Raw genomic sequence first — 14,391 nt, 5'->3', positions numbered from 1 at the left:
ATCCAGCGAGATTCCTCAGTGAAACAAGATGACAAAACTTCCTCTTTACCCTAAAAATAGCTATCCGCCATTTTTCTCCGGCCATGACCATCGTTCTTTTTTACAGAGTAAAAAAATCGATAGTTAATTGAAAAATATACTAATAATATCGAAATTCTACGGAGCAGAACGCTTATGTCAGCCAAATATCCGGTTATTGCAGTAACAGGTTCAAGCGGAGCAGGTACAACCACAACCAGCCTGGCTTTTCGTAAAATATTTCAACAACTAAAGATACGAGCAGCGCAAATAGAAGGTGACAGTTTTCATCGTTACAGCCGACCAGAAATGGACGCCGAGATTCGTAAAGCACGGGATTTAGGTCGTCATATCAGTTACTTCGGCCCTGAAGCCAATGATTTTGGCCTGCTGGAAAAAAGCGTTATCGAATACGGTGAGCACGGCAAAGGTCGTTCGCGCAAATATCTGCATACTTACGATGAAGCGGTGCCATACAACCAAGTTCCAGGTACCTTCACGCCTTGGGAAGCGTTGCCTGAACCAACCGATGTCCTATTTTATGAAGGATTGCATGGTGGAGTTGTTACCGAGCATCACAACGTGGCCAAACATGTCGACCTACTCGTTGGCGTCGTCCCGATCGTAAATTTGGAATGGATCCAGAAACTGGTGCGCGACACCGGCGAACGGGGGCATTCTCGTGAAGCCGTGATGGATTCCGTCGTACGTTCAATGGACGATTACATCAATTATATTACACCTCAGTTTTCCCGAACCCATATTAACTTTCAACGTGTCCCTACCGTAGATACCTCCAATCCTTTTGCCGCTAAAGCGATTCCTTCGTTGGATGAAAGTTTTGTTGTCATTCACTTTCGCGGATTGGATCAAATCGACTTTCCTTATCTGCTGGCAATGATACAAGGCTCGTTCATCTCTAATATCAATACATTGGTAGTACCCGGTGGGAAAATGGGTCTGGCAATGGAGTTAATTATGGCTCCATTAGTTCAGCAATTATTGGAAGGAAAGAAAATTGGATAATTAAATAACATATCTTCATGCAACCCAATTTAATACACTCAGAGGCTATTAATTAATAGCTTCTGGTTCACTCCACCTGATACAGTTACCAATATAATTAATAATATAAATAAATATAATTAATTAAAGCAATAAATTAAATTCTTTTATTTAAAATAAAACAATGTTAATTTTCCTTCTATCATGCCTCTTTCACGCATTACTCACTACTGCGAACAATTAAAGGGAATCGATAAATGGAGAACACGGTTATTGGAAATACACCACTGATAAAAATAAACAAACTCAATTTGAATGGGAATCAAGTATTTGCCAAATGTGAGTATCAAAACCCAACAGGAAGTCATAAAGATAGAACATTCATTCATATAATAAATGAGTTAGAGAAAACCAAGAAAATAAGAAAAGGAATGACACTGATTGAATGCTCAACGGGTAATGGTGGTGCCTCATTAGCATGGATAGCACAGCGAAAAGGTTATAAGACTGTAATTTTCATGCCGGAAGGAATGACACAGGAACGAAAAGATCAAATATTAAGATTTGGTGCGACAATTGTAGAGACGGCAAAAGATAAATTTCTGTCAGGAACCATCGACAGCGCCAACTCCTTCCTTAAAAAGAACCGTGAAAATACATTTTTCATCGATCAATCAACGTCTTTACTGAATAAAGAGGCTTGGTATCAATGTGGTCATGAAATTTGCGAACAACTAAACAGACAGCGTATTATCCCAGATTACTTTATCTGTTGCATTGGGACAGGTGGCACCTTCTCAGGCATCAGCCACATTTTGAAATCTGATTTTCCACGTTTGAAAACCATTGCTATTGAGGTTGAAAACTCCTCTCCTATCTATGCCCTGAAAAATCATCTAAATTTCAAACATCGTAATCATAACCTTATGGGGTTAGGCGCAGGAATCATATCGGTAAATACCGATATTGGCTTAATTGATGAAGTGGTTACCGTTAATGGAAATCAGTCGTGGAAAAAAATGAAGGAGTACAACGAAAGTGAAAAACTGAACATTGGCCCAACCTGCGGAGCAAATCTAGTTATCTGTGAAAAACTTGTTGAAAAAGTTGAAAATAAAACAATCATAACATTATTTTTCGATAGCGCCTGGAAATACAAAAGTCGCTGGGATGGTATCTATCCAGAATATTCGGAATAAATAGTCCATTGGAGTAATAGTTACCGTAACAATTAAGTTAAAGCGCATAAGGATATTCACTATGTTACTTGAAGAAGTCTATAATAACGCTCAGATTGTCTATTCAGGGAGGCATCTAACAACGGTTAACGAATTTACTGATCAACTTCCAGCCTTGCGTCCAGAATTATTAATCGAAGTGGCATACCGTATTATAAAGACAATGGATCTCACTATCGATAAAATCGTAACTGAAGAAGATAAAGGGGCTCCGCTGGCCACTGCAATTTCAATCTTTACCGGTATACCTTTGGCTATGGCACGCTGGTACCCCTATAGTTTAGACGATATTACAACACACAAAGTTAACCTCCAATCCGAATACTTCGAAGGTTCTTTATATTTAAATGGCATTTGTCACGGTGATCGGGTTGCTATTATTGACGATACATTAAGTACTGGCGGAACGGCTATTTCACTGGTGGAATCAATCCGCCATTTTGGTGGCGAAGTGACTGGGATTTTTTGTGCCGTAGAGAAAGTACAGCAAAATGGTAGAAACCACGTACTGGAAAAAACAGGTATAACTGTTAACAGCACGCTGAAGATATCCATTGACAAAAATAAAGTCACCATCGTAAAGGAATAAAAGGTTAACTTCGTGCCAATACATTATATCGGTATAATTATCGGCGTTACATTCTGTTTAATTAGCGCAGCTTTTGATGTATATGTTGCTTATATTACGCAATCATTTAATACAATGACACTGGTTTTTTATTGTTTTATTTCATCAAGCTCGGTTTTCTTTATTATCTCGTGGCGTAAAGGTCTTTCCGAACTCATAGGAAAAATACAGTCAGATGCCTGGTTAGTTTTAATGGTAAATATATCAGTGTTATTAAATTGGGGCGGTCTATTCTACTCTCTGCGCTACCTTGAACCTGCCGTAGTTGGCGTAGTTTCCGTTGCCTGCGGACCGGCATTGACTATCGTTCTGTCCTCTTACGTCCTCTCCCATTGGTTAAAAGATAACACTCCCGCGGCCCGAGCTGAAAAAGTGGTTTCATATTTAGTGCTGATCGCCGTATTCATTATGTTGATCAACTCCTTTACTGGCAGTAGCGGACTAACGAGCACTTCGCCGACTCAACGTATCGTAGGGATTATTAGCGTCATTCTTTGTGCACTCGGCACCGTTCTGTACACCATCGTATCTAAAATAATGTTTCAACGCGGCTGGCAAACTTACGAGATCCTTGCAGTACGGAATATATTAATATTGCTGGCATCATTTGTTTATCTCTCCTCAGATAAACAACTATTTTTGGTTAATGATAATTATATAATTCCACTGATCATACTGGTTCTCATCGGCCATATTCTTCCTATCTATCTTATACAAAAAACAATATTTTATTTAACGGCGCTAAGAGTTTCATTAGTCTTACTGACTTTACCTATTTTTACTTTGATATTGCAATACCTTGATGAGCGGATATCTGTTTCTATAAGTAGCATAGTTTCATTGAGTTTTATTCTTATTCTATTACTTTACTTATCCATTTTTAAATTAAAGACAGCTAAATAACCAGGAGTTAAAAATGATTAGAGTCGTCATTGTTGATGGTTTTTCGTCAGGTAAATTCTTGGCAAGAGAACTTTATGATTACGGATGTGTTTTACTCCATGTTTCATCTGATCCTGATATACATGAATATTATTACAAGAACTTTGACTATACGATATACTCTGCTTTTCTGACATGTCAAGATTATGCTGAAACCTGTCAGAAAATAAGTATGTTTTCGCCCCATTATATTATTGCTGGAGCAGAAAGTGGTGTGTTACTTAGTGACGAATTAAATCGCCATTTTGCATTAGGATTTTCTAATGATTATAACCATAGCCATGCTCGTAGGAATAAATATGACATGATTCAGGCCATTTCAAGTGCTGGATTAGCCGCAGCCAAGCAGCTAAAAACGCAAGAATGGATGGCCGCGGAATGGTGGATTAAACATCACAACCTCTTCCCTGTAGTATTGAAGCCGCTCGCCAGTGCGGGTTCTGATGGCGTATTTATTTGTCATAACCTTACCGAGGCTAAAGCAGCCTTTGCGCAAATTCTTGGCAGCCACAGTAAATTGAATATCGTCAATAAACAGGTATTAATTCAGGAATATCTCGACGGCGTCGAATACGTGGTAAATATGGTTTCTCTTCAGGGTAAAACACGGGTTACCGAAGTGGTTCGCTATACTAAAGTCCGTCTTGAATCTGGCCGAATTCTCTACGATATCGATGATATTCTGGACGAATCTTTTACACACTATTGGACGCTGGTGGATTATACCCGTCAGGCTATTGCTGCATTGGGTATTCATAATGGCCCAAGTCATGCGGAAGTGATGTTGACGGCACAAGGCCCCAAATTGGTCGAAGTCGCCGCACGAACCGATGGCATCCTAAGGCCGGAAATATCAGCTCGCACTACGCAACTCGGTCAGATAAGTGCAACAGTCATGGCAATTACCGAACCTGAACGTTTTTTAGCTCTGACGGAATCACCTGCACCTTACCAATTGCTCAACCATTCTTATAATGTTTGCCTAATTAATACCCATGAAGGTATTTTCCATCAGCAGGATTTTGTCACTGAGCTGCAAAAACTGGCGTCCTTCTCGCAGGCGGTATTTTATATCGATGATGGTCAATCTATCGGCGTCACGCAAGATGTATTCAGTCAGCCTGGAACCATTTATCTGGTTCACTCATCAAAAGATGTACTTCGCCGGGATTATCGAACAATCCGCCAGTTGGAAAAACAGGGCATTTATTTAAAAAATAGTGGGTGAAGTGAAAAACGTCACTGTCAGTTAGTCATGTGGGAAATGGTACGCCAGTATCCAGACTGAATACGAAGTGGCTACCCCCCGTTCACAACGCAGAATCGATGGTCGGACTGGATGCCGGAGTCACAAAACTCGCCACGCTTTCAGATGGCACGGTATACCCGCCCGTCAACAGTTTCAAAACAAGCCAGCGCAAGCTGGCAATACTCCAGCACCAGTTAATCCGCAAAGTGAAATTCAGCGCAAACTGGCAGAAACAGAAGGTAAAAATTCAGCGTCTGCACTCGCATATTGCCAGTATCCGCCGCGACTACCTTCATAAAGTCACCAGTGAAATCAGCAAAAACCACGCGATGATCATCATTGAAGACTTGAAGGTCAGTAACATGTCGAAATCGGCAAAAAGCACGGCAGAGCAGCACGGACGAAACGTCAAAGCCAAATCAGGCTTGAACCGCTCGATACGGGATCAGGGGGGGTATGAAATGCGTCGCCAGCTTGAGTACAAGCAGCTCTGGCGCGGTGGTCAGGTTCTGGCGATACCTCCAATATACCAGCCAGCGTTGCGCCTGCTGTGGTCATACAGTGAAAGAGAACCGCCTGTCACAAAGTAGATTCGAGTGCCTTGAGTGCGGATATACCGAGAACGCCGATATCAATGGTGCTCGTAACATTTTAGCGGCAGGGCATGCCGTGCTTGCCTGTGGAGGGAGGGTGCAGTCACCCACCGAGGTGATTCAGGCTCCGGTCTGAACGCTGTAGGAATCTCCATTCTTTAGGACGGGGAGGATGTCAACAGGCCAGAGTCCGAATTTCAAAACTGTGAGTGATGGTGGCCGCCTTGCCAAGCATCAGTGAGACAGAGCAGTATTTCTCCGCAGAAAGCTCGACGGCGCGTTCCACCACTTTCTCTGTAAGGTCTTTACCGCTAACGATAAAGTGCAGATTAATCAAAGTAAACAGACGAGGAGCTTCTTCCCGGCGTTCCGAAGTTAATTTTACTTCGCAGTCGCGTACGTTATTGCGCCCTTTCTGTAAAATGGAAACCACATCGATAGCGCTGCATCCTCCCGCCGCCATCAGCAACATTTCCATTGGACTCGGCGCTTTATCGCCAGCGTTACCGTCCATTAAAACCTGATGGCCAGAAGCTGATTCGCCCAGAAAAGTCAGACCCTCAACCCATTTTACACGTGCCTGCATACCCATCACTCCCCGTTGATTTTTCCGAATCAGACTACTCTTTCATTCATAAAGTGGCAATGTAACCCGACCCTTATCATGCTGAAGCGATACAACACAAGACACTGGCTTCATCCTGTGCTACAAACAAAGCCGAAAGAGATCTTTCTTAGAATAAAAAGGCTAAAGATCAAGAATCAATGAAGGATCTTTATCTAGTATGTATCAAGGCTATACCTTTCAGCAATTGAGCACATTAATATGCTAAGAGAAAGTGTATTTTATAAGCACGCCGTACGGGGAACTCTGAACCCTGTTAAGTTAGGCAGCGATAACAACAGAGGATAACAGCGAATGGTTCTCGGCAAGCCACAAACAGACCCTACTCTCGAATGGTTCCTGTCTCACTGCCATATCCATAAGTATCCATCGAAGAGTACGCTGATTCACCAGGGTGAAAAAGCCGAAACGCTTTACTACATCGTGAAAGGTTCCGTTGCGGTTCTGATTAAAGATGAAGAAGGTAAAGAAATGATTCTCTCCTATTTAAACCAGGGGGATTTCATCGGTGAACTTGGATTATTTGAAGAAGGCCAAGAGCGTAGTGCCTGGGTTCGTGCAAAAACCGCCTGTGAAGTGGCTGAAATTTCTTACAAGAAATTCCGCCAACTGATTCAGGTTAATCCAGATATCTTGATGCGTCTGTCTGCACAGATGGCGAATCGCTTACAAATTACGTCGGAAAAAGTGGGTAACCTCGCCTTCCTCGATGTTACCGGACGTATCGCGCAAACGCTGCTCAATCTGGCAAAACAGCCTGATGCTATGACACACCCAGATGGGATGCAGATTAAAATTACTCGCCAGGAAATCGGTCAGATTGTTGGCTGTTCCCGCGAAACTGTCGGTCGCATACTGAAAATGCTCGAAGATCAAAACCTGATCTCTGCGCACGGAAAAACGATTGTCGTTTACGGCACCCGTTAACTCCTCCCAAAGCCGGTATCGTATCCTTAATACAATACCGGCTTTTTCTTTTCAAAAAGACAAATTACTGGTATCGAACTGATGTGGCGGCGGCTGATTTACCACCCTGAAGTTAATTATGCATTGCGGCAAACGCTGGTGCTCTGCTTACCAGTGAGTATTGGCTTATTATTCGGTGATCTGCAACTGGGCCTGCTTTTCGCTCTGGTACCAGCCTGCTGTAATATTGCCGGTTTAGATACCCCTCACAAGCGTTTCACCAAACGCTGGGTGATTGGCGGCACTCTATTTGCCCTCAGCAGTTTTCTTATTCAGCAATGCCTGCTGTGGCACATTCCCCTGCCGCTGATTATGTTTGGATTGACCCTGATTCTCGGCATTAATGGTGCAATAAGTCCACTTCATGCCCGTTTACTGCCAGCCGCACTAGTGGCGGCAATATTCACACTCAGCATGATTGGCCGATTTCCTATCTGGCATACCCCACTGCTTTTCATCATTGGCACCGCTTGGTATGGGTTATTTACCAGTTTATGGTTCCGTCTGTGGAAAGAGCAGCCGATGCGGGAAACTCTTAGTCAGCTATATCGGCAACTGGCCGATTATTTAGAAGCTAAATATAGCCTATTAACCCAACATATCGATCCAGAAACGGCGTTACCGCCATTGTTGCAACGCCAGCAAGCGGTAATGGATCTGATCAATCAGCTATATCAACAACTTAATATGTTGCCGCTCGCTCATAAAATGGAACAAAAGCGCCTGCGTATGATGTTTCAGGTGGCTCTGGATTTACAGGAGCATATAACCGTAAGTCTGCACCAACCGGAGGAAGTCCAAAAACTGGTTGAGCAAAGCCACGCCGAAGCGGTTATCCGTCGTAATGCACAGATTATTGCGCACCGATTACGCGTGGTAGCTGATAATATTCTCTACCACCGTCATCAATTACAGCGTTTTACCATGACAAAAGAGCTGGCAGCTCTGGAGAAAATTGCCGGACAATATCCTGATAACCCCGTTGGCCAATTTTGCTTCTACCATTTTCGCCGCATTGCACGTTTATTGCGTAACCAACGCCCGCTGTACCGACGAGAGCTGATGTCAGATCAGCACCGACTGCCTTTCTGGCCAGCGTTAAGAAGCTATCTTTCATTTAAATCTGTCGCTTTGCGTAATGCCGGTCGATTAGCCGTCACTCTGGCTATCGGCAGCAGTTTGGGCATGGTATTCAACCTGCCAAAACCTTACTGGATTTTACTGACCGTGATGTTGGTGACGCAAAATGGTTATAACGCCACGCGAGTGAGAATTCAGCATAGAGCTTTGGGTACCGTGGTCGGGCTGGTGATTGCCGCTGGCTTGTTGCATTTACAATTGCCAGAAAATATCACGCTAATCATTATGCTATTTATCACACTGGCGGCTTATCTAGTTCTGCGGAAAAACTATGGGTTGGCCGTGATTGGGCTGACAATTACCGCTGTGTATACCTTGCAATTATTGGCTCTGAACGGCCTGAATTTTCTGGTTCCCCGCCTGATCGATACGCTGATCGGCTGTGCTCTGGCCTTTGGTAGCGCTATTTGGCTGTGGCCGCAGTGGCAGAGTGGTCTGTTACGCAAAAATGCTCATCAAGCGTTGGAAAACGATCAAAAGCTATTGCAGTCATTACTGACGAAAAATCCCAATACAGATGAATTAGCCAAAGAACGAATGTTGGTAAATCAGTCCCATAATGCCGTTTTTACCTCCCTCAATCAGGCGATGCAAGAGCCGGGCTTCAATTCACGCTATCTGGCAGATATGCGCCTATGGGTGACCCATAGCCAGTTTATTGTCGAGCATATCAATGCGATGACTATCCTAGCGCGCGATCACTATATGCTGACGGATAAGTTGGCTGAGGATTATTTACAACGCTGTGAAATTGCCTTGCAGAGTTGTCAGCAACGCTTGGAATATGATGGTCCCAGTAGTGAAAATAGCGTCTTACAACCGCCAGAATTGCATCCTGATATGCCAATGACCGAAATGGAGCGCCACCTGCGGCGGATTCTGTCTCACTTAAGTGTCATGCACACCATCTCGTCTCTGGCGTGGCGTCAACGGCCACATCATGGGATCTGGCTGAACAGAAAATTGCGGGATAGCTGATTAAAAAAGGGAGGAACCACCTCCCTTCAATCTTCCGATTAGACCTGACATACCGCCAGACAATACGTATTAATCCACGTTCAAGATACTGGCAACTGCCTGCGCGAAACGCTGCATACCCTGCTCAATATCTTTCAGCTCAATCACCAGTGAAGGTGCAAAACGCAGTACATTTGGACCAGCGTTTAAAATCATCAGGCCGTTGGCAGCGGCAGCCGTCAGGAAATTGCGTGCCTGACCATGAAACTGTGGTTTCAACTCCGCACCGACCAATAATCCCATGCCACGGATATCACTGAACAAATCGTATTGCTGACCCATAGCCGTTAATGCCGTGACAAACAGCTCGTGACGCTGCGCGATACCATTAAGAACCTTCGGGGTGTTAATCACATCCAACGCAGCTTCTGCAACCGCACAGGCTAGCGGATTACCGCCATAGGTGGTTCCGTGAGTACCGACCGTCATCACCGAAGCAATCTCTTCCGTCGTCAACATAGCGCTGATTGGGAAACCGCCGCCCAACGCTTTCGCCGTGGTCAGAATATCTGGGATAACACCATAATGCATATAGGTGAACAGTTTACCACTACGCCCCATCCCACTCTGTACTTCGTCGAATACCAACAAGGCTTGATGCTGATCGCATAAATCACGCAGACCTTGCAGGAACTCTGGAGTCGCGGCGGTAACGCCACCTTCACCCTGAATCGGTTCCAGCACAACGGCACAGGTATGGTCATCGATTACCGCTTTGACTGCCGCCAGATCATTAAAGGGTACATGGATGATATCTGCTGGTTTCGGGCCAAAACCATCGGAATATTTAGGCTGCCCACCCACAGAGACAGTAAACAGCGTACGACCATGGAAAGCATGATGAAAAGCAATGATTTTGGTTTTGTACGGACTATGACGCTCAATCGCGTAGTGACGAGCCAGTTTGAAGGCGGCCTCATTGGCTTCGCCACCAGAATTGGCGAAAAAGACCCGGTCGGCAAAGGTAGCAGCAATCAGTTTTTCGGCCAGACGTAGTGCGGGTTCGTTGGTGAAAACATTGCTGGTATGCCACAACATTTCACCTTGCTGGTGTAAAGCCATGACTAACGCTGGGTGACAGTGCCCCAAAGCGGTTACAGCAATACCACCGGCAAAATCGATGTATTCATTGCCCTGTTGATCCCAGACTCGGCTTCCCTTTCCTTTTACGGGAATGAACTGAGCTGGCGCATAAACAGGCAAAATCACCCGGTCAAATGTACTACGATTTACCACTGACTTTTCTATCATTCTGCTGTCCACCTCGATAAATGGCATGAAATTCGCCAGCCAACAATGAAAACATAATCATGAAATATGCATAAAAAATCAAATCATGGCAAACAAAAAACACCTTTAACGGGGAAACATTCACAACAGGCTAATTTTTAAGGAAATTATCCAATAATTGATGACCTTGCTCACTGAGGATGCTTTCTGGATGAAACTGGACGCCTTCCAGTGGTAAGAACCGGTGGCGAATTCCCATGATTTCGTCCACTTCACCATCATGTTCGCTCCATGCCGTGAGTTCAAAGCAATCGGGAAGTGTTTCTTTGGCGATGACCAGAGAGTGGTAACGCGTTACGGTGAGGGGTTGATTTAAGCCACGGAATACACCTTGGCTGTTGTGACTGATAGCGCTGGTTTTACCGTGCATAACCTGACGCGCTCTGACCACGCTGGCACCGAAGGCCTGCCCCAGCGCCTGATGACCCAGACAAACGCCAAGGATCGGTATTTTACCGGCGAAATGGCGAATGGCTGCCAGCGAGATACCTGCCTCATTCGGTGTACAAGGCCCGGGGGAAATCACCAGATGCGAAGGTGCCAGTTTTTCGATGTCGGCAATCTGTATTTCATCGTTACGTTTCACCAGTACCTCTGCGCCAAGTTCGCAGAAATATTGGTAAAGGTTGTAGGTAAACGAATCGTAGTTATCTATCAGTAACAGCATTTTCAATCCAATCTAAATCATGACCCTGCCATCTTACTGATTTTCAAGTTATTTATTGATGAGTTTGCGTCAGTATTTGTGCGCGACGATGATAAAAATCAATATGCTGTAGCGCATTTATCGCCCTTACTCTCGCACCATACTTTTAGCTGCAATTTGCACAATGTCATCCCGCAGGCCATTTCGCGGACGGTATATGGATACCATTCCTGCCAACGTTACCCCAGCCCCAGTCAGATTAATATACATCAAAGGTGCCAGAAAAATGAGGGAGCCACCCGCGACGCGATAACACAACATACTCGGAAATACAGATAGCGGAGAGGAAATTAAAATAATGCCGGTCGAAGATTCCGTCTCTGCTTATTACAAAGACGGATGTTCGTCAATTAAGGTAAAACTTTTGCCGACAAAATAGTGATAGGTTTAACGGGTACGTTTTGATACGGCCCGATATTTTGTGTTTGCACCTGAGATATTTTATCAACCACATCCATACCTTTTACGACTTTACCAAATACGGCATAGCCGAAATCACGTTGACCATGATCGAGGAAAGCATTATCTGCTACATTGAGGAAAAACTGGCTGGTTGCACTGTCTTTATCCGCAGTGCGCGCCATCGAGATAGTCCCGCGCAGGTTACGTAAGCCATTATCAGCTTCGTTCTTGATTGAGGCATTAGTCGCTTTTTGCTGCAAATCAGCGGTAAAACCGCCGCCCTGAACCATGAACCCTGGAATCACACGGTGGAAAACCGTATTGTTGTAATACCCATTGTTAACATAGTTAATAAAATTCTGGGTCGAAACCGGTGCCTTCTGGTTGTCGAGCGCTAATTCAATATTCCCTGCGGATGTGGTCAGCAATACGTGGGGGGCTGCGGCTGCATAAACGGCTGGAGCCATAGCAGTCAGGGAAATCAGCGTAGCGAAGGTCACTAAAATACGTTTAAACATTAACGGTTCCTTTCTCTTGGATACAAACAACGGAAAAGCGCCTTGATTCTAAAGAGCTGCTCCCCTCAACGCTACCGATTTACCAATATTTACTTAACAAAGTAGACCGCTCTGATAAAAAACGAGTCATTTCTCTTAAAAACCGAAATAAACCGCAATTTAGTCCCATTTAAGTCAATAGTTTTGCAGGTGAGATCACGCCTTGCCAACCCATTCTGCTCCCATTCCCTGTTTTTGCGATCGCCCTCGCATTTTGATTTTGGTTAATTGTTACTCTATACGCAAATGAGAGCGCTCTCATTTTTATTTTATCCACCATAGACAGATAACAGGGTTGAAAGCACTACTGTAAATCGTTGCGCTGCTAGATATCGCAGGAATATCCACCAGCCTATTCAAAGAATAAATACGAATGGTCGCCACGAATGAACCAGCCACCAAGCCACGTCCGGCACCGCTAGGCCGGATATGACCAAATTATTGGCTTCTGCCAAACAGGCAAGTCAGATTTCAACCCGGCTGATTGGCATGGCGAAGGCTGCGGAAAACGGCTCATGCCCCTTATCACCATTCACGTACCGGCTCACCTAATCAACGCTACGGTGATCCTGAGCTTAGCCACTGAGATGATCGAAATTTACCGGCATCAACGCCGTTTGGAGACCTAGAGTGAAACCATTTAAAATCGCTATTATTGGCGGCGGTAGTAGTTACACCCCGGAACTGGTTGACGGTTTAATTCAGCGTATCAATGAATTACCCATCACCGAACTGGCTCTGGTCGATGTTGAACCCGGTCGGCAGAAAGTTGAAACTATCGCCGCCCTGACTCAACGCATGCTGGCACGCCACGGATTGGAACAGGTTAAGGTTAGCCTGCATTTCTCACTGGATGACGCCATTCGCGATGCCCAATTTGTGCTGACCCAGTTCCGCGTCGGCCAGTTACCTGCCCGTGCCGCCGATGAACGTTTGGGATTGAAATACCATCTGATCGGCCAAGAAACCACTGGCGTTGGCGGCTTTGCCAAAGCGCTACGTACCATTCCCGTGATGCTGGATATCGCCAGACGGGTAGAGCGTTTAGCCCCCGAGGCCTGGATCATCAACTTTACCAATCCAGCCGGTATCGTAACCGAAGCGGTGTCCCGTTATACCAAAGCCAAAATCATTGGTCTGTGTAATGTCCCAATCAGTATGCACCACATGATCGCCAACCTGCTGCACACGCCTTATGAAGATATTCAATTGCGCTTTGCCGGGCTGAATCACATGGTTTGGGTACATGAAGTATTACAGCGAGGTAAAGACGTTACCGCCGATGTACTAAAAATGCTGTGTGATGGCGCATCTCTCACCATGAACAATATCAAGGAAGCACCTTGGCCTCCTGAGTTCTTACGCGCAATGGGTGCGATTCCCTGCCCATATCACCGTTATTTCTATCAGACTCAAGACATGCTGGCCGAAGAGGTGGAAGCGGCAAAAGAACGTGGCACCCGCGCTGAACAGGTGATGCAGGTCGAAAAAGAACTGTTTGAACTGTATGCCGACCCTGCTCTGGATACCAAACCAGAGCAACTGAGCTTTCGCGGCGGCTCCTTTTATTCAGAGGTTGCCCTAGAGCTAATTCGTGCGATTTATAATAACCTCGGTACGCAATTAGTAGTGAATACAGCAAACCGTGGGGCAATTCGCGGTTTACCGGACGATGCTGTGGTAGAAACTAACTGTATTGTTGATGCGAAAGGTGCCCATCCACTGACATTCGGTACATTGCCCGAATCCATGCATGGATTGACTCAACAGGTAAAAGCCTATGAGCGCTTAACTATTGAGGCAGCAGTACATGGCGATCGTAACAGTGCCTTATTGGCTCTGGTGACCAATCCACTGGTCGCGAATGCCAGCATCGCTCAACCCTTATTAAACGAGGTATTGGAGGTCAACAAACCTTATCTACCTCAATTTAAATGATATTTTTGGTGCTTATACCCACTCCGTCAGCCGTGCTTATACTCTGGCGGCTGACTGTCAGAAAATAGGAGCAACAC

General features: G+C 45.0%; 12 protein-coding genes and 1 pseudogene. 9 read left to right on the top strand and 4 right to left on the bottom strand.

The features are described 5' to 3' along the window. Positions 1–174: 174 nt before the first annotated feature. The 6 genes and pseudogenes from DJ39_RS01405 to DJ39_RS18155 all read left to right on the top strand — a co-directional run. Entirely contained in the window at positions 175–1,044 is an 870-nt protein-coding gene (locus DJ39_RS01405; protein WP_004718534.1) for a phosphoribulokinase, read from the top strand. 236 nt (positions 1,045–1,280) lie between these two features. Continuing rightward, positions 1,281–2,222: a cysteine synthase family protein gene (locus tag DJ39_RS01400; protein ID WP_004718531.1), complete on the top strand. Its 942-nt coding sequence runs from the start codon at positions 1,281–1,283 to the stop codon at positions 2,220–2,222. A 61-nt stretch (positions 2,223–2,283) separates the two neighbouring features. Next, on the top strand, positions 2,284–2,850 hold the full coding sequence (locus DJ39_RS01395; RefSeq protein ID WP_004718530.1) for a phosphoribosyltransferase family protein: 567 nt from the start codon (positions 2,284–2,286) through the stop codon (positions 2,848–2,850). Between the two features lie 18 nt (positions 2,851–2,868). Next, entirely contained in the window at positions 2,869–3,792 is a 924-nt protein-coding gene (locus DJ39_RS01390; protein WP_038251622.1) for an EamA family transporter, read from the top strand. Between the two features lie 13 nt (positions 3,793–3,805). Beyond that, positions 3,806–5,059 (top strand): ATP-grasp domain-containing protein, encoded by a 1,254-nt coding sequence (locus DJ39_RS01385; RefSeq protein WP_038242826.1) that lies wholly within the window; start codon positions 3,806–3,808, stop codon positions 5,057–5,059. Further along, a pseudogene (locus tag DJ39_RS18155) lies at positions 5,046–5,809 on the top strand (RNA-guided endonuclease InsQ/TnpB family protein); the annotation flags it as partial. The gene DJ39_RS01385 and the pseudogene DJ39_RS18155, both read left to right, overlap by 14 nt. Before the next feature lie 39 nt (positions 5,810–5,848). Here the strand turns inward: DJ39_RS18155 and DJ39_RS01375 are convergent. Further along, positions 5,849–6,259 (bottom strand): OsmC family protein, encoded by a 411-nt coding sequence (locus DJ39_RS01375; protein ID WP_038242944.1) that lies wholly within the window; start codon positions 6,257–6,259, stop codon positions 5,849–5,851. 333 nt (positions 6,260–6,592) lie between these two features. Between DJ39_RS01375 and crp the strand changes: the two genes are divergently transcribed. Together crp and DJ39_RS01365 are read left to right on the top strand one after the other, a co-directional pair. Then, on the top strand, positions 6,593–7,225 hold the full coding sequence (crp, locus tag DJ39_RS01370) for a cAMP-activated global transcriptional regulator CRP (RefSeq protein ID WP_004718520.1): 633 nt from the start codon (positions 6,593–6,595) through the stop codon (positions 7,223–7,225). 81 nt (positions 7,226–7,306) lie between these two features. Then, positions 7,307–9,382 (top strand): YccS/YhfK family putative transporter, encoded by a 2,076-nt coding sequence (locus DJ39_RS01365; RefSeq protein ID WP_004718517.1) that lies wholly within the window; start codon positions 7,307–7,309, stop codon positions 9,380–9,382. 69 nt (positions 9,383–9,451) lie between these two features. Here the strand turns inward: DJ39_RS01365 and argD are convergent, their stop codons facing one another. The 3 genes from argD to ppiA all read right to left on the bottom strand — a co-directional run bounded on the left by argD (position 9,452) and on the right by ppiA (position 12,337). Continuing rightward, positions 9,452–10,672: a bifunctional acetylornithine/succinyldiaminopimelate transaminase gene (gene argD, locus DJ39_RS01360; RefSeq protein WP_038242945.1), complete on the bottom strand. Its 1,221-nt coding sequence runs from the start codon at positions 10,670–10,672 to the stop codon at positions 9,452–9,454. A gap of 130 nt (positions 10,673–10,802) precedes the next feature. Beyond that, positions 10,803–11,378, bottom strand: coding sequence for an aminodeoxychorismate synthase component II (locus DJ39_RS01355; protein WP_004718510.1), 576 nt, complete (start codon positions 11,376–11,378; stop codon positions 10,803–10,805). Positions 11,379–11,767: 389 nt separating this feature from the next. Continuing rightward, positions 11,768–12,337 (bottom strand): peptidylprolyl isomerase A, encoded by a 570-nt coding sequence (gene ppiA, locus DJ39_RS01350; RefSeq protein WP_004718505.1) that lies wholly within the window; start codon positions 12,335–12,337, stop codon positions 11,768–11,770. A gap of 669 nt (positions 12,338–13,006) precedes the next feature. Between ppiA and DJ39_RS01340 the strand changes: the two genes are divergently transcribed. Then, a complete protein-coding gene (locus DJ39_RS01340; protein WP_004718500.1) occupies positions 13,007–14,314 on the top strand; it encodes a 6-phospho-beta-glucosidase in 1,308 nt (435 codons plus the stop codon). The last annotated feature ends 77 nt before the right edge of the window (positions 14,315–14,391 follow it).

The sequence above is a fragment of the Yersinia ruckeri ATCC 29473 genome, assembly GCF_000754815.1.
GTDB classification, from domain to species: Bacteria; Pseudomonadota; Gammaproteobacteria; order Enterobacterales; family Enterobacteriaceae; genus Yersinia; species Yersinia ruckeri.
Note: the sequence above shows the minus strand (reverse complement) of the source record. Positions and strands in the feature narration are given on the sequence as shown.